Consider the following 25,782-nt stretch of genomic DNA (forward strand, 5'->3'; position numbering starts at 1 on the left):
CGCGCAGCTCCGGGCTGAGCACGGCCGCGGCGGCCGTCAGACCGAGCAGCCCGCCCAGCACGACGAGCGCCGCCGCGCCGCCCAGCGCCGCCGCCAGCGTCCCGCCGAGGACCGGCCCGAGCGGCTTGAGCGCCATCCCGCCCGTGCTCAGGACGGCGCCCATCCGGCCGAGCATCTCCTCCGGCACCATCCGCGCGATCACCACGTTCATCACCACGTTGAGCGAAGGCGTCGACAGGGTGATGAACGCCAGCGGCACCATCGGCCACCACGTCCCCCACGGCAGCGCCGTGGCCGCCAGCGCGGCGCCGAAGACCGCCACGACGACCGGCAGCAGCCTGCCGGGCGGCAGGAGCCCGCTGATCCGGCCCGACAGCAGCGCCCCGACCAGGCCGCCGACGCCGAGACCGGCCAGGACCACGCCGGTGGTGAACGCGTCGTCGCCGCGCTCGCCGACGAGCACGATCAGCGGGATCAGGAACGCCCCGCCCAGCAGGTTGAGGACCATCACCGCCGCGGTGACCTCCCGCAGGCCCTTCCGGCGCCACAGCCAGGCGACGGCCTCACCCGCCTCCCGGCGCATGCCGCTCCGGGCCGGCCGCCGCTCTCCGCCGTCCTCACGTGCCTCGCCGTCCGGCCGTTCTCCTCCGTCCGGCCATTCCCCGGCCTCCGGCCGTACCCCGCCGTCCGGCCGCGAGGAGACGTCCGGCCGGTCCGCCGGGCGGCGCGGCACCTTCGCCAGGACGTAGCAGAGCGTGGCGGCGAGGAAGGTGACGGCGTCGACGACGAAGGGCACCGCCCGCCCCAGGCCGTACAGCAGGCCGCCGAGCGGGGGGCCGATCAGCCCGGCGGCGTGGGTGCGGGCCTCCTCCTGCGCGTAGGCGGTGTGCAGCTGGCCCGGCGGGACGATCCCGCGGATCGCCGTGTCCTGGACGGGGCCGATGAACGCGGCGCACAGCCCGTCGAGCACCGCCAGCGCGACGAAGTGCCAGGCCTGCGCCCGGCCGGTGAGGATCAGCGCCGCCAGCAGCGCCGAGACGACCGCTTGGAGCCCCTGAGCGGTGACCAGCGTGCGGCGGCGGTCCCACCGGTCCACCCAGACGCCGGCGGGCAGCTGGACCGCGACGAAGGCGACGGTTCGGGCACCGGCGACGACGCCCGCCAGCCCCGGTGAGCCGGTGAGCGCCAGCACCAGCAGCGGCATGGCGAGCCGGGTGAGCTCCGACCCAGCTGGGAGACGGCGCCGCCGAGCCAGAGCAGTTGGAAGCGCATGTTCCTGCGCAGCGGGACGATGTCGGTCACGAAGCGTCTTCCTCGGCTGCCGGAGCACCGCTCGCCTGGCCGGAGGCGCGCTTCCGGCCATGAGGTTCCGCGCCGACGGGCCGTCCGGCGCGGAATCCATGATGCCCGCCGGACCCCGCCGAACGGCCTCAACCCGTGGTGCGACACCGTCCCCGGAGACGTCGGGGCTTTCCGCTCCCGTCGTAGGGTTCGGGCAGGAACCTCACTCTTCGCCTCCGGGGGTGTCGATGGGCGCGGGAGCGCGGTCGCACGGATCTCACTCGACCTGGCGCGAGGTGCGCCGTCACCTCAACGAGCACCGGCACGAGCTCGCGCGGGCCGCCGACCGGCTCTACCCCGATCTGCCCAAGGTCGGATCGACGCACCTGCTCACCAGGGAGGCGTGGACGCCGGCGCGGCCCGTCGACCTCCACCGGATCGCCCTGCGCTGGGACGACCGGCCGCCCGCTCCGGCGGTGACCGGTCATGAGCCGGAAGCCACGACCGCGCTCCCTCCGGGCACGCCGTCCTACGCCCAGGCGATGGAGGCCCTCGACAGGCCCCGGCTGTTCGAGAACCGTACGTGCTACCGGCTGCTCGACGTGGCCTGGCCGGAGCTGGGCTTCACCCGTGGCCGCTACTTCGACGGGGTCGACGTCGGCGAGACCGCCGCCCACGAGTTCGCGGCGGCCGGACTCCTCGCGGAGGCGGGGCTTCCCGCAGGGACGGACCTTCCGGCAGGGACAGATCTTCCCGCAGGGGCGGTCCTTCCGGCAGAGGCGGACCTCCCCTTCCGGCGGCTCGTCGCCGACCCCACCGACCTGCGCGCCCGGGTCGCGCTCCCGGCGATCTCCATGCTGACGCTGCGGCGCGACAGCCGTACCGGCGCGATGACGTTCGTGCTCCACTGGCGCGACCCGGCCCGGGTCGCGCACGGAGGAGGGCTCTACCAGGTCATGCCCGTGGGGGTGTTCCAGCCCGCCGAGGAGACGCCCCACGCGGAGACCGCCGACTTCGACCTGTGGAAGTGCGTGGTCCGCGAGTACGCCGAGGAGTTCCTCGGCCGATCGGAGGCGTACGGCGACGCCTTCGACTACGAGGCCTGGCCGCTCTACCGGGAGCTGACGGAGGCCCGTGACGACGGCCGGCTGCGGTCCTTGGTCCTCGGGATGGGCGTGGACCCCCTCACCTTCGCCACCGACCTCCTCGCGGTGACCGTGATCGAGGCGGACACCTTCGACGCGGTCTTCGGCGACGTCACCGCGTCGAACGAGGAGGGACGCGTCATCGGCGCGCAGGGCATCCCGTTCGACGACGAGACGGTCAACCGGTACGTCCACCACGAACCGATGCAGGCGGCCGGCGCGGCCGTCCTCGAACTCGCCTGGAAACACCGCCGTACCCTCGCCTTGTAGCTGTGACTCCGTGAGCACGCGACCGGGGTCGGTGGCGGACGGCCAGGCCGAAGAGCGGCGCACCTGCTCACCGGCGCGGAATTCCCCGACTGATGCCACGCCGTGTCCGCCGTGATTGGAGAGCGGGAATTCCTTATGCGTCGCCTGCGTGACTGGACACTGAACCCATTTCATCCTCGGTTACCTTGAGCGACGCGGTGGTTCTGCAGGACGGCAATGGCCTTGACAAGGTGGCCGGCTTTGCTGGGGCTGCAGCGCAGCTTGCGCAGGATCCTCCATGACTTGAACTGCGCGTTCGCGCGCTCGCCGGGCCCGCGGAGCTTGGCGTGTGATCGGTTGGCCTGTTTCTGGGACTGCGGCTTGTTCCGGCCCTTGTACGGGGTGATGACGACGGTCGCCTCGGCCCCCTGGTAGCCCTTATCGGCCAGGGTGAGGATCCCCGCCCTCTCGAGTTCGCGCAGGATGCCCCACACTCTGGCCGCGGTCAGATCATGTGTACTGCCCGGCATCGCGCCGGACGTCCACAGGACGGTTCCGTCCGGGCTCGCGATCACCTGCACGTTCATGCCGTGGACTCGATGCTTGCCGGAGAAGTAGGGGCGGTCGGCCCGGAGGCGGTCGGTGCAGATGAGCGTCCCGTCCAAGATGAGGTGGGTCAGCCCGTCCTTCTTGGCCTTCCGTAAGGCGTGGGTGAGCTTGGGTGAGCGTGCCGACAGGAGCATGACGGTCTCCTGCACGTACCTCCAGGCCGTCGTTGCCGACACTCCGAATCCCGCACTGATCTCGGCGAACGTCTCGTCCTTGCGCAAGTGAACCAGTACCAGCAGGGCCTGCTGACCGGGGTTGAGCCGCCGCCAGACCGATCCGATGACCTTGCGGTGGCGGCGGATGAGCCCGGCGACGTAGTTCAGCGTTGAACGCGACAAATCGACGGCAGCACGGTAGAACAGCATCCGAAGCTCCTGGTTGTAGCGGGCGTTGATTGTGGTGATCAACCCGTCTACCAGGAGCTTCTCTACTTCCGAGGACGAACCCTCAACTCGCGATCATGTCGTGATCAGCGGCCCTGCCACCTGGGGATGAAATGGGTTCACTGAAGAGCGGCTCACATCGGATCTTCACCTCCCGAGCAAGGGATGACCCAGGGATAGCCGCTACAGGACACCTCCCGAAAACACAGTCCATAAAATGGATAAATGAGCCCCTATAGCATAAACAACTCGCCGGATAGACATCACTTGCACCGAACCAAATAAGCGATCCTATTTGCCGAATCTACAGGGTCTTCATGCTCCCAAATCCGAATAACAGTCCAGCCGGATTCCTTTAACAGTCGATCCGTTTCGGCGTCACGTTCTCGATTTCTACGAACCTTCTCAGCCCAGTACTCTGCGTTCGTCGCCGACTTGGTGTGATGCTCAGGACAACCATGCCAGAAGCATCCGTCCATGAAGACCGCCACTTTCGCTTTGGTGAACACCATGTCCGCCGTACGCCGGACACTCGGCAGCGGACGGACAGAGACTCGATACCGGAGCCCGAGAGCGTGAGCCGCACGCCTGAGCGCGAGTTCCGGCCTCGTATCCCGCCCCCGGTTGGCCTGCATGCTCTTGCGGACACCCTCACTGGAGGCGCGAACTGGCCTCTCGACTGCCATGTGACCTACCGTATCGAGATCCGGACGCCCAAATTGAGAGCTCGGGTCGCCAGCAACCCATACACCGTGATACAGCATCGCCATAGTCTCGCAGTAGGACAAGTTGAACGGAGGGGGCACGTGCGAGAGGGGGTGACGCTGGTCGGCCGCTACCGGTTGGAGGAGCGGCTCGGACAAGGCGCCATGGGCGTTGTCTGGAAGGCGTTCGACCTACGGTTGGACCGTGAAGTGGCCGTGAAGATCCTCCCGGATCACCTGTCGGACGAACCGCGCAAGATCGAACGCTTCCTGGCAGAGGCGAAGATCGGTGCCGCGCTTCAGCATCCGGGCATCGTCGTGGTGTTCGATGTCGATGAGCACGAAGGGCGGCGCTTCTTCGTGATGGAGCTGTTGGCCGGCGAAGACCTCGCGAAAACGCTGTCGCGCTCACGCAACGGCCTACCGATCTCGAAGGTCGTCCGCATGAGCGAGCGGCTGGCTGATGCGCTCGCCGCCGCTCATGCCAAGAACGTCGTCCATCGGGACATCAAGCCCGCCAACGTCATGGTCCTTCCCGGTGAGCGGACGAAGATCTGCGACTTCGGAGTAGCGAGGATCAAGCGGGATTCGGTAGGGCAGGGGACCTCTGGAATCGGCACCGCCGCGTACATGGCGCCCGAGCAGTTCAATGGTCGTCTGGACGAGCGGGCCGATCTCTATTCCCTCGGCTGCGTCATGTACGAGATGCTGACAGGCGATCAACCCTTCATCGGGGGAAACGTCTACCAGCTCATGTACCAGCACGCGGAAGCCGAGCCGACGCTCCCGTCCACGATACGCGGCGAGACTCCGAGCGTTCTGGAAGAACTAGTGCTCGAGCTCATGACCAAGGACCCGAACAAACGACCACAGAAGGCTTCTGAGGTCGTCGCGCGTCTCAAGGCCATACGCGTTGAGACGCGGGCGGAGAAGCCGATCCCCTCCAAGGCCGTCACCTTGGTGGACGCAGAGCCTCCCTGCCCTACTAAAACCAGGCAGTTGTATCAGCGGCCCCCGATGCAGTTTCTGAAGTCCGGTTCGCCTGGGCGGCGCCGTACCGACGACAACGACGCCACCGCGAGAGCCATCGGTCAAGTCCTGACCGAAGCCAGCATGGACGCTAAGGTCACCGGAGGTGTCCGAGGCCCCTCATGCAGTCGATACGAGATCCGGTTGGGGTCGTCGGTGAGCCCTGAGGAGATCATCGCCCTCGCCCCCCAGGTCGCCCAGGCCGTCGGGAACACCGCCGTTCGGATCGTTCCGATGCCCAGGTCAACTTCCCCGCTGCCCGACGTCCGAGCCGTTGTGGTCGAGGTTCCGCACGCCAAGTTGGACATCATCAGTGTGGGTGATGTCCTCCGCGATGTGCCTGCCGTCGATGCCGACAGTCCGTTGCTCGTGGGACTCGGTCGCGACATCGACGGCCTGCCTGTCACGGTGGATCTGGCACGCGCCCCGCATCTACTGATCGGAGGTGCGGCGAGGAACGCCGGGGCCGATCCGGTGCACACGCTCATCACCTCCGTCCTCATGCAGGCGGGCGCCGATGAGGTTCGGATGCTTCTTGTGGACGGTCAGGCAGGCAGGCTCGCCTCCTTTGAGGGCCTCCCGCATCTGGTCGAGCCGATCGTCACCACACCGCAGGCGTCGGTGGAGACGCTGCAATGGGCCGTCGCGGAACTCGACCGTCGCTACGATGACCTGGCCGCCGCAGGATGTCGCACCGTCGGCCAGTACAACGAGGGTGTCTACGCAGGTCGGGTCCCGATCCCGCTGCGTCGCCTGGGAGACGCCCTACTTCCTCATCCGTTCATTCTGCTGGTCATCGGTGAACTCGCCGAGGTGGTGCGGGCGGCCCGTGGTCCGGTCGAGACCGCCCTCGTCCAGCTCACCCGGTTGGGGCGGGCGGTGGGGATCCACGTCGTCCTGCGTACGGCTCACTTTGACGAGCACACGCTCACCTCGCGGATCAGAGCATATGTCCCGTCCCGCCTCGGGCTCCCTGCTCCTTCCTCGGAGGCGAGTCTTCGGCTACTCGATCACGCGGGCGCGGAATCCCTGCGCGCAGGGGAGGCGCTCTTCCGACCGGGTGGAGGAGACCCGCCGAGTCTGCTGTACCTCGCACAGGTCTCCGACGAGGAGATCGCGGCAGTGACCGACCACTGCCGACGCCAGGGGTGATCCATCAGTTCAGGAACGGACTGGGTTCGCCGTACCACGACACGGAGAGCCGTTCCCGGGCCCGCGTGCAGGCGACGAACAGTAGGCACCGTTCCCGTTGCAGGTCGTTCCGGTGGGTCGGTGCATCCTCCTCCAGCGGCCGGATCGCCCCGCTGGAGGGAACCTGGTTGGCGCCGACACCTATTACGGCAACGCAGCGGAATTCCAGGCCTTTCATTCGGTGCATGGTCATCGTCTGGACGTGCCCCTCGACGATGTCCTTGTCCCTGGTCAGATGAGAGGCCGCGATACCCGCTCTGGCAAGGGCAGTGACCGTGTCCTGGGCGTGCGGACCTGATCTGGCCGCGATCCCGATCTCCTCGGGCCGGACTCCGGCTGAGATCCAGTCGCGTACGGTCTCCGCGACGTGTTCCAGCTCGGCGTTCTTGGTGGTGGCGCCGAACAGTTGGGGTCGGATGCCATGGACTTCGGAACGGCAGCCCGCCAACGTGGTCGGCTCGTCGTCAAGTCCGAGAACCTGTTCACCCGCGAGCATGGCGACGCTCCAGGAGAGAATCTCCGCTGTGGTCCGGTAATTGATCATCAGCCGGGTGGAACGACCGGCCACATGGATACCGACGGAGCCGAGTGTCACCCGATTGTCGTAGATGCGCTGGTGGGTGTCGCCGGCCAGGAAGACGTCGTCCGGTCCCGAGGAGACCGCGGATCGCAGCACCCGCCAACGGACTGGGTGCAAGTCCTGGGCTTCGTCCACCACCACGTGGTCGTACGGCTTGCCGCCTTCCTCGACAAGGAGACGGGCCGCGGCGGCACAAACGGTCTCGTAGGTGCGGGCGTTGCGTTCGGTCAGCTCCTGTTCGAACTCGGAGATGGCTCGCCAGATCTGCGCCCGCTGCAGTGGGCCCAGACGTCTGCCACGGCCGATACGCCGAGCGGTCAGATAGCCGTCCAAGGTCGTCACGTCCTGGGCGAGGACGACCTGCCGCCATTCCTCCGCGAGAAACGTCTCGCTATGGTCGAGCTCGCGCCTGCGGATGATCCTGCGCCATATGGCTCGCTCCTCCTCGTTCTGGAGGAGAGTGAACCTGCCGAGTCCTTGTTCGACGACTCGCCGCGCCACCTGGTCGACGGTCAGTACATCGATGCGAGAGAGGACCTCGTCGTCCTTCTCCAACAGACGAAGGGAGTCCGCCAGCGAGCGGGTGAGCGTCGTGGTGAAGGTGGTGAGCAGAACCCGTCCGCCTCGTGCCGCTAAGTGTCGAGCCCGATGCAGGGCGACGACCGTCTTACCGGTTCCTGGCCCGCCGATGACCTGGGCGGAGCCCGAGTAGGCACGGTAGGCGGTCTCTCGCTGAGTGGGGTGCAGGTAGACCCGCCAACGGGCGAAGGGCTTGTCGAACAACTCCATGAGCTCCTCGGGGCCTTCGACCAACGCCACCTTGTCCGGCATGCGCAGGACTGCGGCGGTCACGTCGTCCGGGTCGTACCGTTCCGGCTTGACCGATCCGACGATGTCATTCCACACATCCTCGGGTGACATCCCGGACGCCAGGCCGATCAGCACGTCGTACTGGACCTGAGGAAGACGTCCTTCCAGGGCCTCCAGCATCCCGATGTCGGTCAGCATGCGGGCGAATTTCCGGATCTGGTCGTCGACACCGAGTCGTACCAGATCGGCGTCCGACACATGGGCGAACACCGGCTGGACGGTCGCTTCGGGTTCCGCCGAGAGCCGCTGGATGGTGGCGTCGATCGTCTGAGTGTCGCGGATCTCCATGTGCCCGGTGGCGGTGTTGACGGAGACCCGGCGGTGTTGCGCCCATGCATAGGCTTCGTCGTGATTGTCCACCCTCAACAACGTGTACTGGTCGCCGGACTCAGGGGCCAGCACGATGCCGCGGTACTTCAGATCGATCCGGATGCTCTTCAGCCGGTCGTCGCGAACGTGGTTGAGTTTCTCCAGGTGGGCGCCGGCGTGCGAGGTCTGCTCGAATTTGAGGATCGTCTCGACGACCTTTTGCTGCATCGGCCGTTCCAGGCGGACCAGGTCCTGGAGGAAGTCCCGATGGATGCCCAGCCTGGCCACGCCAGCCCCCTTCTTCGTCTGCGGACCGCTGTCCGGCTCGGAAGGAGCCGGACAGCGGTTGATCACCGTAGCCCGTTCACCGTGGAGAAGAAACCGGTCGACGGGTCTTCGGGGGTGCCGACGATCAGTGCTCGGTCCAGGAAGACGTTGTTGGACTCGCAACTGGTCTCGGCCAGCAGTACGCAGGCATGGCATGCTGCCAGGTTGAGGCTCTCCGAACCACGGGCCTCCGACTCGATGCAGGGCGGGTCCTGCGAGCACCAGGTGGCGCGGGCGAGAGCCGATTCGAACGAGCTGTACAGACGTCGGGGCTCGCCTTGTGCTACCACTCCACCGAGGCTCCCCTCAGAGTCGCTGGTGGCGGTGTAGATGAGCACGCCAGCCATGTCGTCCGACACATAGAGGCGTTCGCGGAGCGCCGCCGCCGGGTAACCGGCCTCCAATGTCCACTCATTGATGAGGATATGCGCCAGGGTGTGCAGCAGCACATAGCGAGGAGTGATCGGAGAGCGGACGCTTTCGGTCGGTTTGCCGTCACCGATCCGTCGGCGCAACTGCGCGGTGTGGTTACGCCAGATCCTCTCGGCACGCTCGACCGGACCCGACCGATTCTCCCACTCGTGGAGCTTCTTCTGGTCGATGGCGAGGAAGACGCCCTCACCGCTGATCTCGATGGCGGGCAACCAGTCGACGTGCGCCCTGGAGAGCGCGGCTTTCCGGAGATCCGTATTGGTGGGGTCGGGCATTTCGACCCGGGTGAACGACTGGAGTGCACGCACCTCACGCAGCCGTTTGACCAGCATCGACTTCTCGACACCATACGGAAGCGCGGCGGACGGGTCCAGTGTGGGCTGAACACACTCGAAGTCCTCACCCCGATCGACATGAACCGTCCCGTCGTACAGCTTCTCGTACTCCTGACGTCTCAGGTCGTTCGCGGGCTCGAACGCGGCCGACTCATCGGAGTCGGGACCGGCACTCGACTCCAGCTCCCGCCTCCGTCTGACGGCTTCCAGGATGTCCTCCGCCGTGAACCGGATGTCGTCCAGGATTCCCGACCGCTTGATGTTGTTCAGGATCGCGGCTTCGGAGACTCTGTCATCGATGAGTCCGCTGAATCCGTCGTAATAAGGGTTCAGCCGCTGCTGCAGGGTCTCCGACCATGGCGGGATCGACAGTGCCGAACGGTTGATCGGGAACCAGGTGGCCGAGGAGCCTCGCTGAAGCGTCCGGGGCACGGCCGAACAGCCAGGCTGTTCCGCTCCTCGCCCGAGCCAGGGGCGACGACCCTTGCATTTGATTCCCAACGACTCCATGGCAGCACGGCCGAAAGCACCCTCCAAGGACACGGGGCGCACGCCACAACTGCACTTGATGACTACCGAGCGCAACGAGGCCGTTCGACCCGTGCTGTGCAGGCTGAGCTGGTGCTCTCCTTCGTGCGCGCCCCCACCGGAGGCGCTCTTCTTGTGGGCCCAGGAGAAATACGGGAAGTCATCAAGATGCCCGTTCTCGCAGGCGATCACGAATCGGGATGGCACGAGGGCCTTTTCGCAGGCCCCGCAGAGGCTCTTGCCCGCCGGAGAGCCGAATTTTCTGAACTCCTGCAATCGGTTACAACCGGGGCAGGAGTAAATCTCAGGAAACATCCTGATCTTCACCCCGTTGCCGGATGACGGCTTGTCGGCTGGAGGCAGCTGGAACTTGGAAACGCCCAGCCAGTGCTGGAGCCGAGGCTCGTAGATGACCCCCGACGGGCGGACTCTCCACGTGTCCAGGCCGCTCACGATGTACGACTGGTCCTCGATGGCCACCATCCCGCCCACACCATAGGTGGTGATCATTTGAGCTCGCCGTACCCCACCGACGGGCTTGCTCGTGATTTCCTGTTCACCGTTCTTGCGAGCACCGGTGCGACGGTTGCGCAGCGCCATGTCACTTCTCCAGATAGAGGTCGGATTCGACGTCGACGTCGCGCAGGCTCCACAGAGTCGGAAAGGCGTCATCGAGGTCTTCGTCGGAGTGGCTACGCAGAAGCGCGGCGTCGCTCGACCGTTTCACGCTCCGTTTGAACGTGGGTTTCGCCCAGTAGACCAACTCCGGGTTCCCCTCGGCCAGTTTGATCCACCAGTTGATGGTGTCATCAAGGTCTTCAGTTGTGCCCTGAAGCTCCTCCGGCGCGACCGCCGCGACCCGGGCCAGGATCAGATCCCTGAGCGCCTCCAGCCGATGCTCGTGGTCCCGCACCAGAGCCGCCGCCCCATTCGGGCGGAGTTCGGGGTGGATCAACCGCGCCAACCCGATCAGGACCGCGTGTAGGGCCCGGTCCCGAGCACGGGCGGAGAACGGAGTCACGCTGGTCGCTTCGACCTGCCGGTAAAGCGCCGAGTGGTAGGAGACGAAGCTCTCGTAGTGCGAACGGTCCCGGGAACGGCTCGCATTGAAGAGCATCGCGACCAGCCCTGGGTGTTGCCGGCCCACGCGACTGCTCGACTGGATGTACTCGGCGGTGGTCTGTGGCTGACCCGTGATCGCCATCAGGCCCAGCCGGTCCACGTCCACGCCGACGGAGATCATGTTGGTGGCGAGAACGGTGTCGAAGACGTCTCCATTGGGCAACCCCCGCTCCAGATCCTTCAGTCGCTGGGGAATGTCGCTGGAATTCACCCGGCTCGTCAGCTCGGTGGGAAGCTCGACGAACCGTGCTTTTCCGCCGTTCCGCTCGGCCAGGAGGTGCAGCCGGTCCTGGACATCGTCGTGAACCTGCAGTTCCGCCGCTGCTAGCAACCGGAGGCTATTGAAGTAGCCGATCAGCGTCCAGTAGGCGTCACGGACTTTCTCGTCCCCCTCGATGTCGGCCGCATGGTGCAGCAGCGCCGCATAAGCCCGGACCAGCAGCGTGGCCTGACTGGAGCTGGGCGCGAACAGTCCGACATAGCGACGGGACGCCTTCTCCTCGGCCGGCGTCTCCACCGCGAACCAGGAATCACGGGCATCAAGACCGGCTGGCGGGAACTGCCGAACCTCGCGGTTGAACAGCCTCTCACCCTGCTCTTTCGCACGACGGATCGTCGCCGTGGAAGCGATGACCTTCGGCTCGTCACAGGCGATGTCGATCGCGGTCTCGTACAGACCGGTGAGACTACCGAGCGGACCGGAGATCAGGTGCAGCTCGTCCTGGACGATCAGCTCCGGAGGCGGCGCCGTGCTCCCCTCGTTCCGGTTGAACAGCGCCGCAACCTCGTCCTTCCAGGTGATCTGGGCGAACTTGTCGACCGTCGCGATGACCAACGTGGGACGGACCTCGTAGATCCTCTCATCGACGACGTGGACCGGCAGCGCGTCTCGGAAGTCGCACTCGGATGCCGGACAGAAGATCCGCATGTGCGAGGTCGTCACGTCGATGTCGTACTGATGCTCGTCGATCGCGGTTCCGCACCAGGGGCAGTTGCACAACTGCACCGGGTTCTCCGTGTGGACCTTCTCACCGGCACGCATCCGATCGACAGCGGTCGCCGCCTCCTTCAGCTTGTTGGGGGTGGCGGCCGCCCCGACCCACATGCCGATCGAGATGGTCTCGTTCCCGAAGTCGTTCGGCCGTTCCCGCCGGATCATCTCCATGGCACAGATGAGGGCGGCGGCCCGCTCGAACTGTTGCAGAGTGAGAAGCCTCAGTGTGTAGCGCATCAGAGCGGTGACACCACCGCCGGAGTCGCCCTTGCGCATTCGGCGGAGGAACACCGTAAACGCGATGATCCCCAGATACGCCTCGGTCTTTCCACCACCAGTGGGAAACCAGAGCAGGTCGGCCTTACGGCGATCGTCATGGTCGGGATCGACGATGCCCTCCAGGCACAGCAGCATGAAGGCGAGCTGGAATGGACGCCACCGTCCGTCGTACTTAATCTCGCCCTGTCGGCCCGCCTTGATCCAGCTGGTACGGCCACGCTGCACGGCCATGGCCCGGTTCGCGTACTGGAAGGCGGTCATGGCGACCGAGTCCTGACGGAGCACCTCGATTCCCGCGGCCATCCGGTCACAGGCTTCCTCGCACTGCCTGATCTGCTCCTCCGCAACCTTCCCGTAGGAGGTCGAGCGGAGAAGCCTGGCTTCTTCGGCCCGTTCGGTGATCCAGGAACGGTATCCCTCCACCAACCGCCGGAGGGTGTTCATCACGTCCGACGTGCTGGCCTCCGCGAGGTAGAGCATCTCCAACCCCGGGATGTCGATCTCCGGGTTGGAATCGGTCAGCAGCACCTCCTTCGTGGGGACGAACGAGGTCCACACCGCGGCCACCGCCCCGGGACGCCCTTTGAGTAGTTCCTCGTCCCGGGGCGCGGGAGGCGTCCAGTCCCAGTCGGCGGCGCATCCATGCCCGATAGCGAAGGCAGGCATGTGCCGGTACAGAAGACTGTTGACGAGGACCTCGTCCTCGTCCGCGCCTACCGGTACGGGCCGTTCCACGAGCGCCTTGGTTCCGTCCGGGCCCGCGACGTGGATGGTCGGTTGAAACAGGCAGTGAGCGTCCTTGAGGTCGTACTTGTCGACCTCAAGGACGTTCAACAGGGCGGCCGTCACGGCGACCGCTCCAGTCCCCGGGTCGGCGCTCCTGATCCTGAGTCGCAGTTCGACCCCAGGCGCGAGAGTTTCGGCGACCGACCTCGGAGAGGTGATGTCCACGGGGACCGGATCGAGTTCCAGGACACGCCTCCGCCACCGCAGGTCCTGTTCCTCGGTCGTGCGGCGGGCCGCCCGTTGGGCCTTGACCGGCTGCCCCGTCTTGTCGATCGGTTCGTACATCGCCGCGGTGACCGTCACCATGATGACGGAGGACTCCGTCGGATCGACGCCGAATGTCAGGCCCATGGACGAAGGAAACTGCCGGTTCGCCATGGCGACTCCCGTGTCCGGGACATCGTCCACCGCGGCGGCGTCGGATGCCTGGTCGTCCTCGAGCTCCGCATGCTCCTCGTAGACGCGCTCGTCGTCAGCGTCCCGAGGGAAGAGGATTCCGGTGGCGTACATGGTGACCGGCGCGTCAGTGAGGATCTCCTCCTCACCACCGACGGGGCCGAGTATGTCCAGCCGGAGCCGGTCGACGAGTTCTTCCCTGAACCGGTAGTGCTTACTGTGTCGCGACATCGGGCTCTTCCTCCTGCTCGTTCTTGTCCCAGACGAAATGACCTAGACCGACCAACCGGGGAGCGAGCCACACGCCGTACGGCCCCAGTCCCCCGCGGACGCCGGCGGCCTCACTGCCGGCGACGGTCTCGACCGCATCGATCCGAATCCCGGTGATGGTCCGGGGCCACTTTCTGGGCTCGTAGTTACCGCTGAGCTTCAGATGCCGATAGAGATCGGAATGGAACCGGGAAGATGTGGTCCCGATCGGCCTGCCCATATGCATGACGAGATACGGTGGACTCTCCTGAAGGCCGATCGCCTCGGGATGCAACCGCTCCAGGGTGACCTCGTCTCCTGCTCGTACCTTGGCGGCGAGATAGTCCTGCACCTCGGGTGGTTCCGCTTCGAAGTCACGTGTTCCCGCCGGTTGCTCGGTGTGCACGTCCCCACCGACGATCTCCACGCCCTTGCGGACCCAGTACTGGAAGAAGTAACGGGCCCATCTACGGATGTCCTTGTCCTGCCGGATGTTGCTCATGTCCAGGGAACGGAGCCAGTACAGCTCATCGCGAGGCCGAGTCATGGCCACATAGAGCATCCTGGCCTCTTCTGCGGGATCGACCACTCGGGCAGGCTTGCCCTTCTTGGGCTTCGTCTCCACAGGTTGCAGAGACCCAGGATCCACGACCAGGACCCGGTCGAACTCCAGCCCTTTCGCCCGATGAAACGACGAGACCACCAACTGTGCGCGCGGTTGCGCGGTGAGTTCGTCCGGGAGCCGTCCAGCAGAGATCGCAGCACGCAGCCGTCCGAGATCGAGACTGCGTCTCCCACTCCTGTCGGATCCCGTCCGAAGCAGCAACCGCCACAGCTGGTCCACAGCCACGTCATCCGGCAACGGCAGTTCCGCACCGATCTCATCGAAACGAGACCTGCTCAGCAAGGAGGCATCACACCGTCGCAGGAGCAGTCCGACCCAGGCCGGGGCGACCCGATCCTGGGCCGACCTCTGCAGTCGGTGTGGGACACCGATCTCATGCAGTCTCTCCGAGACGACCAGTGCTTGGCCGTTGGTACGGCACAACACTGCAGTCGTACCCTCGTAACCGGTGAGGGCACCGGCCGCGAAGTCTTGGTCTAGATCGCCGAAGTCAAGACAGTGCTTCAGTTCGGCTCGCAGGTCCTCGTAACACGAACCACCGTCTTCGCTCCTGGTCTCAGCGATCGATCTGAGCCGAGGACCATACCCAAGTGCCACCTTGGCATCGTCGCTGCGCGCTCTGAAGTTCCGCGTGAGGTGGAGCTCGACGAGTTCCTCCCCGAAGGTCGCTCTCAGCCAGTCGAAGAACCGGTTGGTCTCACCGGCCCGTTGTACCTCGTCCTTGACCGTGAACCCGTAGATCGACTGTGCCGAGTCTCCGACGACGGTGAACCCGCAGTCGAAACGTTCCAATAGCACCTCCACCAGTTCCCGCCGACCACCGACCAAGTCCTGCACCTCGTCGATGACCACATGGCGCAGGTCCTCGTACAGCTCATCCGCGAGGCCGTCCTCGATCGCCTGTCGCGCGCCGTCGATCCGCGCGTTGAAGGACCGGCTCCACCAATCGCCATCGGCGTCGATCTGGGTGAGCAACTCGAGTGCCCAGGAGTCGAAGGTTCGTGCCCGTACATGACGCGCCGATTCCCCATGCCGCACGAGCCTGCCGCGCAGTTCCCGCACCGCAGCCCGGGAGAAGGTGAGCACCAGGATCTCTCCGGCACTCAAATCTTCCTCCGCGACCAACCGGTCCAGTCTCCGGATCAGAGTGTGGGTCTTGCCCGCGCCGGCCCCGGCAGTGACCAGGAGCAGAGCATCCGCAGGCCGGGCCACCACCGTCTCCTGCTCCTGGGTGAGCGGAGAAGTGTCCTCGTAGGTGCCGCTCACCGCCGACCCCACAGGTGTTCGAACTGGGTGAAGGCGAGTTTCCTGTCGTAGTTGCTGATGTTGTCCGCCACGTCGAGGATCAGACAGGTCTCCTTACCGCCGTTCTTCGGGCCGCGCAGACCACGACCGATCATCTGCTGGTAGACGTTCGGGCTATAGGTCGGGCGGGCCACGATGACCACCTCGGTCGCGGGTGCGTCGAATCCCTGTGCGAGCACGCCGAAGTTCGTAAGAACCCGGGTCTCCCGCTTTCGGAACCTCTCGATGCGTGCGCGCCGATCGACGTCAGGCGTGGTCGAATCGATGAAGTCGGACGAGATGCCTCGGTCCTTGAGCAGAGCCGCCATCATCCTCGCGTGATTCACCGAGGTGGCGAACAGCAGCACCGGGCTGTCTTCAGGCAGACGCTTGATCTCGTTGATCAGCATGCGGTTCCGTTCGCTGTCCAACCCCAGCTTCTCCTCCACTGAAGAAGGCAGTCGGCCTCCGCGGAACCCGGCGGCCTCCTCCAGTTCCTTCGCGTCCAGCTCGAAGGTCGCGCCAGGGAGCTGCCGGTGCTCGACCCTCGCCAGCACCCCCAGCTCCTGGAGTTCGCGGTACGGCTCGGAAGCGAAGACTCCTTCGTCCAGTCGGTATCTGCTGTACCGATCCGCCAGTCGGCGGGTCTCCTCCTCGTTGAACCCGCGGAACGGTGTCGCGGTGAGCCCGATCAGCGGCCGCGTGGACTCCCGGTGCGTCAGCCCGAGCGACTTGAACAGGCTGGTGTATCGGGGAGTGATCGATACGTGGGCCTCGTCCACGATGACCATCGCCGCGTCCCGAAGCCAGGTGTATTCGTTCTTGTCCAGGCAGGCTTCAAGCTTGGCATCGGTGGCGACGACGAGGTGCGGTGTCTCCTTGACCGCGGTGGCCTCCCGGCTCTCCCAGAGGCGGTTGATGGTCAGGCGCTCTTCCGGCCCGACCTTCGACCACACGAAGGACCAGCTCTGTACCGCCTGCTCACACAGCTCTCCCGTCTGCGCGATCCACAGCACCGGCCGCCCGTCGAGACCTCGCTCCTTGATGACCCGAATCACAGCTTCGGCCGCCACTCGGGTCTTACCCGCACCAGTGGGCAGGCAGAGCATGGCCCTCGGCGCCTTATAACTGGTGAGCAGCTCGAACATGTTCGTCGCGAGCTTCTCCTGGTAGTCGTGGAGCCGTGGGTAGGCGGTTGGTCCGCCGACGATCTCGACGGGACGGAGGGCTTCGCTCTTCGTCCCCGCGTAAGACTCTGAGAAACCGATCTCAGTCACGAGCCGGAGCGAGTTGGTGTCACCTCGGAATCCCACCGACGCTTCAGGCACATTTGCCTCAATGTCCTTGCGATAGACACGCAGAGAGTCCGGCCCGTAGGCGTTATGCGCCAGTTCCGCGATGCGCCGATCGTCTGCAGCCTTCCCCTTCTCTGCGATCTCGGTCTCCAGCAGGCCTTGAGGAAGTCCCTTCTTGAGGGCCTCCGCGCCGACCAGTTCGAGCAGCTTTTCGGCGGCGCTCTCGGCCTTGCGAGCACGCTGAAGGCGTTCGTTCTTACGCTGATGCTCGCGGCGGTCCAGGACAAGCCTGCAGCCGTTCATTCCGAGATCGAGCTTGAGCACACGGTCGACCTCGGCCAGAGCCGCGAGGTCGTTCTCCGGCTTGAGGACGTACACCACGCGGTCCTGAGCCTGGGCCGCAGAGGGGATCACACTGGAGCGCATCCCGTTCGGGGTACGGGTGATCTCCGCCAGCTCACCGCAGTGCATCAGCGACCAGCCATCAACCTGGTTCCGCTTAATAATCTTCAAATGTGGGAACTCCTCGATCAGCGGTACGGCCTCCGCCTGCCCGACCCAGCGGAGCTCCTTCTGGATCACGTCCGAAGGGGAGAGCATCTTCCAGTGCTCCCGCATCCGCGCCGCCACCTGCTCTGTCGGCACGAGGAGAGCGGGCAGGCGCTCCTGAACGAGCACCTCGTACTCCACGTGACTCGCTGTAACGACGATGTCGGAGTCCTCGACGTCGTTGCGCCATTCGTCCCCGACCCGGCAGCGGGTCGTTACTCCAGCAGGCCACTCCTCCACACCGGCTTCGAATAACAGCGCGTAGACCTTGCCGGGGAAGGTGTCGTCCTCGGACCCCGCCGCCTCCTCCACGAGCTCCGCCCAGAGCGGAGCACGTATGTCCGACAGGTCGCCGGGAAGTCCCAGCATGTCCGCCAAGGCGACGGAGACGTTCGCCACCGGCAGGACGCTCTGGTATTGGAGAAGCTGTGGGCCTACACAGCGGGTGACCTGTCGCAGATCCTTCGAGGTCCGCAGGTAGCCGTACGTCCGCGCAACCCACTTCAGCGGGGACATGACCGGTTGACGGGCGGCTGCCGTCTGCCTACCGACCCGCATCGTCCAGGTGGTCACCAGGCCGAGCTCAGGGATGTTCCGGAGAAACGCGTCCCGTCCCTCCTGGGACAGCTCCGTGAGGAAGTGCAACGGACCAGCAGGGCTGGTGCCGTCGAGCTTCATGGCGGACTGGGAGAAGGATGTCTCCTTCCCTGCCGGAGTACGACGGTAACGCTTCCACCGGCTCTCAGCGTATTCCGCGAACCATGGCTCATCACGTGGGTCGATGCTCGACACCGGCCCGTCACGCAGTCCGAGGTCACGCAGGATCGGCTTGTCCTGGCTGTGGAATTCGAGATCGACAGCGATCTTCCCGTCCCGAGATCCGTCTGCGGGAACCACCTTTCCAGGCATCAGGCAGTCACGGATCCGGCGGAACTCTCCCGACCTTGTCCGCACTTTCAGTGCCTTGGAGGTGACAACATTCCCGGCCTTGAGCGCGGAAAGGACGGCCGCGGGACCGGCCAACCGAGAGAGCTTCCAGAACGAGATCCACTCGCCGTCGGTGTAGTCGCTGAATCCTCGCTCCACAACTGAGGCGAAGCGGCCAGGATAGTCGGCCTCGTGCACTCCGATCGTGTCGAGAGCCGAGACGACGTTCGCGTCATCAGCGTAGACGGCCTCGGCGACATAGGTGGTGTTGTCGGCAAGGCCGTCGCTGGTGCTACGCCGAAAGACAACGTCGGAAGGCGCGACCAGCCTGTGGGACTCGGTGAGGATGACCTTCGCCCTCATCGCCTGCTCGGCCATGAGCGGTTCGTAGCGCTTCATGCCAGCCACGATTTTGATCGCTCTGGCGGACGCTCGGGGCGACTTGTCCTCCACTAGAGCCTCGAGCCACTGACAGATGGACGCTCGAGAGACGTCGGCCGCCGCAAGGATGTGGTTGGCGCTGTCGCGCCGTTGCTTGGTGCGTTCCACAGAGTGGTGACACCAGTTCGTGGGCCGACCGGAGTGGTCGGCCCACAACGCCAGCCATTCAGGACGAAGTCCTTCCGGATGGAACCGAATCGTGGCCACAGTGCCGAATTCCCCGTTCTGGTCAGGGAGGGTCGGCTTGGCGGCGGCGATCGACCAAACCTTCGAGACCAGGTCCTCCGCCGCCCACTGGGGCTCCTCTCGACCACGGGCCGGCATGCTGTCGAGATGGGCACAGGGGTCGTTCACCCGGGCCAGCGCCGGCAGTGAGTCGACGACGAGGTCCGCCATGACCTCGATCAACTCATCGTTGAACGCGTTTCTACTGTAGAGATTCTGCCGATCCTCGCTGGTCTTCCAGGGGGCGTTGAATATCCCACGTGCCGTGGTCTTGTAGTTGGTCGGGAAGAAGGCCCAGAACTCACCGATCTTGTTGGCCCGTCGACTTTCCTCGCCGGCGTTGTCGGGCACGGCCCAGGAGAGCTCGACCTCGGGACGGTCGTGGAGCTCACCCGCCTCCTCAAGGGACACGGTGGAGGGCCGATGAGTCCGTGAGAAGACCCGCCAGTGATCGGTCACCTCTCCTCCAGGAGTTTTGACCGTCTGCAGCCGTCGCTGCTCGCCCCTCACCTCCTGAAAAATCTGTCGCTTGACGACCTTCGACGATCTCCGGTCTTCCAATGTGACCGTTCCGACATGAGGAGAGAACAACGAGAATTCCGCGGGGAATTCAACCAAGTCCTTGGCGAGGCGGTTCACCGCCGTCGGCTTCAGGGGAAGTCGTACGACAGTGGTGGCCCACTCCAGCAGTTCACCGAGAACTGGATCCGCCGCGGCAGCTCGATCCCGGTCGATCGGCCGGGCCATGCGCAGCACCGGAATCTCCTTGGCGTCGGGATGGACTTCCCTGATCCGCCGATCGGACCACTCACGGTCGAACCCGAAGCTCTTGTCATCCTCCCTGCTGAAGAACTCCGGCATGTCGGTGACGCTCAGCACGGACTTCACCCCGACCCCGAAGCGTCCGATCTGTCCACCCCGCTTCCGGGAGACACCCATGCGGAGGATCGTGTCCACACCTTCAGGAGTGATCGGAGAGCCCTGGTTCGCGCAGTAGAGATGGCTCTTGGTCAGAACAACGGCGATCTCCCCTCCTGGATCGCCGCGCAACTCATCAGCACCGTTCTGGACCAGCTCGTAGACCTGACGGTCGCCGTACCCGCCTTCCTTGATGCGCCGCTCACCGTTGGCATGTTCCTGGATGAGGCCCGGATCGATGCGGTAGGTCTCCAAAACACGGGCGGATTGCCCGATGACAAGCTGAAGAATGGATGGCGCGAGGTTGCTCATAAGCGATCAACTCCTGGGAAGACGGAGCCTTAAGGGATGCCGAGGGATAGGAAATCGACCAATGAAGGCATGCCGAATAAATTTTTGGCAAATATCAGGTCAAAGCAGGTGAAAAATTAGTCAAATACGTCGCGGGACACACTTGGAAGCAGGGGGTGGACGACGATTAAGGGAACAACTCACCCCTTAGGCAGATCTTGCCGTTACCTGCCATCCGAGATGGAGTAATGCTGGCATATCTATCGATTGATACTCAAGGGGGCAAAGGAAATAATCTTCCACATGAGGCCAGAGCGCACCCGCCACGACACCATCCCCCGGGGAGGCCGAGAAGGAGAGTGAAGATCGACAGAAGGGCGCCCCCTTGGCCCGTGGCGGGTCACGCCCAACAGATCGAACCATAGGGAAGATCAACTTCTGGTGGTGTCAAGTTTTGTTTGACGGTATCCTGGGCGTCAAATGCACACGTTCCGCCTGGAAGGTCCGCTGATGACACAGCATGACAGTGACGTCCCGGTGGAGCCAGAGGCTTTCGGCATATGGCTCGGCCGGCAGCTGCGGCGCAGGGGAATGAGCCAGTCCGAGCTCGCAGCCGAACTCGATGTCACCCGCGCGGCCGTCTCAGCCTGGATCACCGGCCGGGCCACACCTCGAATCGAGAAGATCCAGGCCATCGAGGAGATTCTCGGGCTGGCCACAGGATCGTCCGCCACCCGGGACGAAGCACCCGACTCGGCCGGCTCGATCGGTTGGCATCACCGGCCTGCGCATCCCGATGGAGGCCGCGAGCTAGGCAATGCCGCCGCCTTCGCATTCGACTCCAACCTCACCGTTCTGGCTCGAGAGGCCACGCAGAACAGCCTTGATGAACGACACGACATGAGCCGACCGGTCCGGGTCCGATTCATCCTCCATGAGGTCACCGGCGAACGACTGCGTCGACTGCAGGAGGCATTGCGTTGGGACGACCTCATGCCGCACTTCCAGGCCGCAGCGGACACTGGGCAGAAAGTGGGCAGGGTTCTCGCCAACGGCCTGCGCGAACTCCACGAGCGGAGCAGTCTGCTGCTGCTGCGGATCGACGACTACAACGCCAGCGGACTGACCGGCCCCGAATACGACGACGGTCGCTTCGCCGCCGTGGTGCGCCGCCAGCTCGACAGCCACAAGAAGGGCTCGGCGGGCGGTTCCTACGGTCTGGGCAAGGCGACCCTCTGGGCCACCAGCCAATTCGGCCTGGTCATCGTGAACAGCACTCTTTCAGAGCCACACGAGGGCCGGTGCGATCGTCGCCTCATCGGCCGGCTTGATCTCCCCTGGCATGAGATCTGCGGCATGCAGTACGCGGGGCCCGCTTGGCTCGGAGAAACCGACCCGTTCCGTGGAGGCGCGGCTCGGTCCTGGTGGGCGGGTGAACGCACCGCGGAGGAGCTTTACCTCACGAGAGGAAGCAATGATCCCGGCACCAGTTTCCTGATCGTCGGCGCTCATGATCCATCGGGTGAGGCAACGGACCTGGAAGGGATGCATCAGGCTCTGGTCCGAGGGCTGGCGACCGGATTCTGGGCATCGATGGTGACCGGTCGTGACTCCGTTCCGATGCTGGAAGCCTCGGTCGAGGCCTTTCGGAACGGTCAGGTCGCCGTCGCCGAGGAACGCGTCGACCCGCATCGCTACGAACCCGCTCGGAGCCGTGCCGTGCAGGCATTCCTCGACGGGAACACCGTCTCGCAGATCACCGCAGCTGACGACGTCGTCGCGCTTCCCATTCCGCTCACCCTGCCGCCACTCAAAGGCGCGGAAAAGACCAAACCAGTCACGCACGAAGCGGTCCTACTGGTCACGCCGACCAGTGATGATGACGAGAAACCGAATCGACTGGTTTGTATGCGTGGCAGCCGGATGGCTGTGCTGGACCGCACCGTCAGCGATGTGCCGTTGGGCGCCATGCGGTTCCAGGCAGTACTACTCGCGGGTAAGGCCACTCGGTCTCTTGGTACGGACGCCGAGTCGGCCGAGGCGTTCCTCCGTGCCGCCGAGCCGCCTGAGCACAACGACTGGAAGCAGACTGAAGACCTCACATCGAGTTACGCTCGCGGTGCCGCCACGCGCCTCAAGGAATTTCGCAAGGCGATGCTCGAACACGTGCGCGACGCCGTTCGCCCTAGCGAGCGTGTCTCGGAAGAGGAGACACCGGCCGTGTTGCGCAAGCTGCTACGGCTCGATCCTCCGCCCACACCTCGAAGCCCTGGCTACCCCACGGTCAAGAGTGCCACGGGGTCGATCGACTCGGACGGCGCCTGGCGGATCAGGGTCGAGGTCAAGCTGCCAGAACGCGATGATCCTTGGCTGCTCCGTCCGTTGCTGCGTTTCACCACGCGCTCAGGACCACGACCCGACATCCAGTGGGCACGAATCACCGCCGAGTCGCGCTGTGAGGTGACCGACGAAGGCAATCTGCGGTGTGAGGAGGGTGCCCGAAGCGCCGTGTTCGCAGGAGTCAGCGATGTGACGAGCCACCCGGTATCCGCACGAATGGCCGGCATCGAAGTCGACCTCGTCCGGGCGAAGGAGGGCATGCGATGAAGCGGATCCTTCCCTACCAGGTCGTAGCGGGTGACGTGTCACTGGAAGTCCGTGAGGTCAGGTTGGACGACGTAGCTCTCCCGTACGAAATGATCTCTACTTCGGAGCGGGTCGTGGCGCTGCACCAGATCGGCGGGGACAACTGGCGAACCGCCAGACTGTCGGTGGCGGTTCGTGCTTCTGAGCAGGAACTTCGGCTTGGCCCCTGGGTCGGCATGGAGTGCCTGATCATGCTGTCTGAGCGCCGTACCAACACCCGTACGGCGACGTCCCTCGCTTGGCAACGGCCCGGTGAGTGGGCCGGTGAGGTCGAGCTTCAGCATGACCACCATTTGGCCCGAGTCGAGCTGATCGGACAGTTGGTCGCCATCGTCGACGACGTTCCGGGTCGCGTGATCGCGACTACCGAGGCTCCTTGGACCGTTGATCTTCAGGCTCGCACTCCCACGCGACGTGAGGAGATCCGGAGCCGTTGGGCGGACTTCGGTGACGAGGGCAATCCGCAGTTGCACCCCTTCAAGAACGATCCCTGGACGCTAGAAGCAGTGGGTGAAGAGCCCGTCCTTTATCTGAACAGTGGATTTGAAGGCCTGAAAGGTCTGCTTGAGAGCGGCCGAGCCGCGGACCGGGCGGCACGTGACGCGCTCGCCGCCCAGATCGCCATGGACGTGTGGGCTGTTCTGTTCAACGCAGCGATATATCAGGACGATGGTGACATCCCGGAGTGGCCGGGTGGGTGGCGTGATTCGGTGCTCCGACGGATGCTCCCAGACCTGTTCTCCGAGCACTCCCCTGACGACGCGCTCGTAGAGGTGATGAACCGACGACGGACAGGTAACGGCGGCGGCGATCTACAGACTCGTATCCTGCACGCGGCAGGCAAACAGGCCAGCATGCCGCGGAATCTCGGCGGTCTCATCCGCACGCTGCGCCATACCGGAGGGGAGGACGAGTGAACAGCATCCCTGATCGGATCGGTTTCCTTTCTGACGAAGCTGCGGCCAAGTTCCTCACATCGGCCGTGTTGGAGCAGAGAGAGCCCCTGCCCATCGCCGCCATTGACCGGATGGCTCAACCAGGACGATGGGGAGCCGAACCGGTCCGGCAACTCGTGGACGAGGCCATGAAGCGCTTCGAGCCGGAGTCCCGGACCTCTGCCGACGCATGGTTGGCTCCGACCTTGCACGCCACCCTGCGTCTGACCCGTCGTGAAGCCTCGGACTCTCGAATCTGGAACCATCTGGCACTGCGGGTGGCCCCCGACTATGTGTTCTGGCGGCATCCGGGACGGCCACCGACTCCGACCGTCAACCGGGGACGCTTCTCGGGGCCGTTTTACTCCCAGGTGTTCGCCCGACTGTGGTGGGCGGCGGAGCTCTTCCGCAACGGTTCCGATTACAAGCCGGTCGTGGTCGCCTGCGGTAACCAGGACATTCTCAACACGGTCCTCCGCCTTGAGGTGATCCTGCACCGGCCCACGGCCCAAGCTATCCTCCGACTCCTGTCCAGAGGTACGGTCCGGACCGGACGCGAGGTCAACGCCTTGGCACAAGCGGTGAACACGGCGGGCAGCACCATCACGTACGAGTCCCTCGCGCCCGATGCCATCCAGGATGCCGACTCCTACCGGGACTGGATCGAGGACCTGGCGGGCGTGCTGGTGCCGTACGACTCATTGCCGGACGGCCCGGACGACGGTCGAGTTCCGTCCCGAGCAGTGGAGGTTCTGGTGCCCTTCTTCGAGAGGCTGTTCGCAGAGGCCCCAGTGCGCGGTCGGGCGGAACAGAGGGAGGCCGCCGAGTGAGTCGGCGTTTCAGAAGCCTGGAGATCTGTGCGGGTGCCGGAGGTCAGGCACTCGGGTTGGAACAGGCGGGATTCGATCCCGTTATGCTCATCGACAATGATCCACATGCCTGCACCACACTTCGGGCGAACCGACCAAACTGGCGGGTGCTAAAGGCGGACCTCAAAGGTTTCGTCGGCACCGAGCACGATGACGTCTCCGACGTCGATCTTCTCTCCGGCGGTGTACCTTCCGCACCCTTCTCCATAGCGGGCAAGCAGCACGGCACGGCGGACAGCCGTGACATGCTCAGAACGGCGATCTTTCTCGCGATGGACGTCCGACCACGGGCAATCATGCTTGAGACCACCCCCAACCTGCTGACGAGCCCAAAGTTCAGGGAGACCCGGTCCTTCGTCGAAGACGAACTACGGCACCTCGGCTACCGGATTGACTGCCGAGTCATGAACGCTCAGGACTTCGGTGTCTCTCAGAACCGTCGAAGCAGCATCATCATCGCGATGGCTCCCGCAGAGTTCGCACGTTTCGAGTGGCCCTCACCTAGCAGCACCGCACCGACAGTGGGCAAGGCCCTCCGCGATTCGATGGGAAGGAACGGATGGTCAGACGCCGACGCGTGGGCTTTGTCGGCGAACCGGGTGGCGCCCACGATCGTGGGCGGATCCAAGAACCACGGCGGGGCCGACCTTGGACCCACCCGAACGAAACGACTGTGGTTAGAACTGGGCGTCGATGGGGCGAGCCTGGCCGATGATGTCCCTGACCCCGGTTTCACGTTCGACCCCGGTGTCGGTCGCCATGGATTGCCAAAACTCACGGTTGATCAAGTAGCCGTCCTACAGGGCCTACCGCCCGAATGGCGTGTGACCGGAGGCAAGACCGCCCGGTACAAGCAGGTGGCCCAGGTGTTCCCCCCACCTCTAGCCACTGCGATAGGACGGCGGATCGCGTTTGCTATGAGGGCAGGGCTGACGGAGTTCTCGGATGTTGAGACGAGCGGGTGAGCCGGTGCAGGTCA

General features: G+C 64.9%; 14 protein-coding genes. 6 read left to right on the forward strand and 8 right to left on the reverse strand.

Going from position 1 to position 25,782, the window contains the following annotated elements; all coding sequences use genetic code 11:
* Positions 1-1,204 (reverse strand): MFS transporter (locus ACWJ6R_RS08220; protein WP_449061614.1); only part of this gene is annotated, 1,204 nt, incomplete at its 3' end.
* 373 nt (positions 1,205-1,577) lie between these two features.
* Here ACWJ6R_RS08220 and ACWJ6R_RS08225 point away from each other — a divergent pair.
* On the forward strand, positions 1,578-2,696 hold the full coding sequence (locus ACWJ6R_RS08225; protein WP_449061615.1) for a hypothetical protein: 1,119 nt from the start codon (positions 1,578-1,580) through the stop codon (positions 2,694-2,696).
* 170 nt (positions 2,697-2,866) lie between these two features.
* Here the strand turns inward: ACWJ6R_RS08225 and ACWJ6R_RS08230 are convergent, their stop codons facing one another.
* A complete protein-coding gene (locus tag ACWJ6R_RS08230; RefSeq protein ID WP_449061627.1) occupies positions 2,867-3,649 on the reverse strand; it encodes a transposase family protein in 783 nt (260 codons plus the stop codon).
* A 281-nt stretch (positions 3,650-3,930) separates the two neighbouring features.
* Complete coding sequence (locus ACWJ6R_RS08235) at positions 3,931-4,353, reverse strand: very short patch repair endonuclease (protein ID WP_449061616.1); 423 nt, start codon at positions 4,351-4,353, stop codon at positions 3,931-3,933.
* 120 nt (positions 4,354-4,473) lie between these two features.
* Here ACWJ6R_RS08235 and ACWJ6R_RS08240 point away from each other — a divergent pair, with 120 nt between their 5' ends.
* Positions 4,474-6,552, forward strand: a complete 2,079-nt coding sequence (locus ACWJ6R_RS08240; protein WP_449061617.1) for a DNA translocase FtsK — start codon at positions 4,474-4,476, stop codon at positions 6,550-6,552.
* A 4-nt stretch (positions 6,553-6,556) separates the two neighbouring features.
* Here ACWJ6R_RS08240 and ACWJ6R_RS08245 read toward each other — a convergent pair whose 3' ends face one another.
* The 5 genes from ACWJ6R_RS08245 to ACWJ6R_RS08265 form a co-directional block, all read right to left on the reverse strand.
* A complete protein-coding gene (locus ACWJ6R_RS08245) occupies positions 6,557-8,638 on the reverse strand; it encodes a UvrD-helicase domain-containing protein (protein WP_449061618.1) in 2,082 nt (693 codons plus the stop codon).
* Positions 8,639-8,700: 62 nt separating this feature from the next.
* On the reverse strand, positions 8,701-10,572 hold the full coding sequence (drmB, locus tag ACWJ6R_RS08250) for a DrmB family protein (RefSeq protein ID WP_449061619.1): 1,872 nt from the start codon (positions 10,570-10,572) through the stop codon (positions 8,701-8,703).
* Between the two features lies 1 nt (position 10,573).
* Positions 10,574-13,780, reverse strand: a complete 3,207-nt coding sequence (locus tag ACWJ6R_RS08255) for a helicase-related protein (RefSeq protein ID WP_449061620.1) — start codon at positions 13,778-13,780, stop codon at positions 10,574-10,576.
* Positions 13,764-15,689 (reverse strand): UvrD-helicase domain-containing protein, encoded by a 1,926-nt coding sequence (locus tag ACWJ6R_RS08260; RefSeq protein ID WP_449061621.1) that lies wholly within the window; start codon positions 15,687-15,689, stop codon positions 13,764-13,766. Before ACWJ6R_RS08260 ends, ACWJ6R_RS08255 begins: the two co-directional genes overlap by 17 nt.
* Positions 15,686-20,374, reverse strand: a complete 4,689-nt coding sequence (locus ACWJ6R_RS08265; RefSeq protein WP_449061622.1) for a DEAD/DEAH box helicase — start codon at positions 20,372-20,374, stop codon at positions 15,686-15,688. The genes ACWJ6R_RS08260 and ACWJ6R_RS08265 overlap by 4 nt, the downstream gene beginning before the upstream one ends.
* A gap of 459 nt (positions 20,375-20,833) precedes the next feature.
* On the opposite strand from ACWJ6R_RS08265, the gene ACWJ6R_RS08270 reads away from it, so the two are divergent.
* From ACWJ6R_RS08270 to ACWJ6R_RS08285, 4 genes are read left to right on the forward strand one after another with little or no spacing between them, the layout of a single operon-like run.
* The gene (locus ACWJ6R_RS08270; RefSeq protein WP_449061623.1) at positions 20,834-22,960 is read left to right on the forward strand and encodes a helix-turn-helix transcriptional regulator; all 2,127 of its coding nucleotides are present in this window, start codon (positions 20,834-20,836) and stop codon (positions 22,958-22,960) included.
* Entirely contained in the window at positions 22,957-23,916 is a 960-nt protein-coding gene (locus ACWJ6R_RS08275; protein ID WP_449061624.1) for a hypothetical protein, read from the forward strand. Before ACWJ6R_RS08270 ends, ACWJ6R_RS08275 begins: the two co-directional genes overlap by 4 nt.
* Complete coding sequence (locus ACWJ6R_RS08280) at positions 23,913-24,764, forward strand: DUF6339 family protein (protein ID WP_449061625.1); 852 nt, start codon at positions 23,913-23,915, stop codon at positions 24,762-24,764. The genes ACWJ6R_RS08275 and ACWJ6R_RS08280 overlap by 4 nt, the downstream gene beginning before the upstream one ends.
* Positions 24,761-25,768, forward strand: a complete 1,008-nt coding sequence (locus ACWJ6R_RS08285; protein WP_449061626.1) for a DNA cytosine methyltransferase — start codon at positions 24,761-24,763, stop codon at positions 25,766-25,768. The genes ACWJ6R_RS08280 and ACWJ6R_RS08285 overlap by 4 nt, the downstream gene beginning before the upstream one ends.
* The last annotated feature ends 14 nt before the right edge of the window (positions 25,769-25,782 follow it).

It is taken from the genome of Planomonospora algeriensis, from assembly GCF_977012225.1.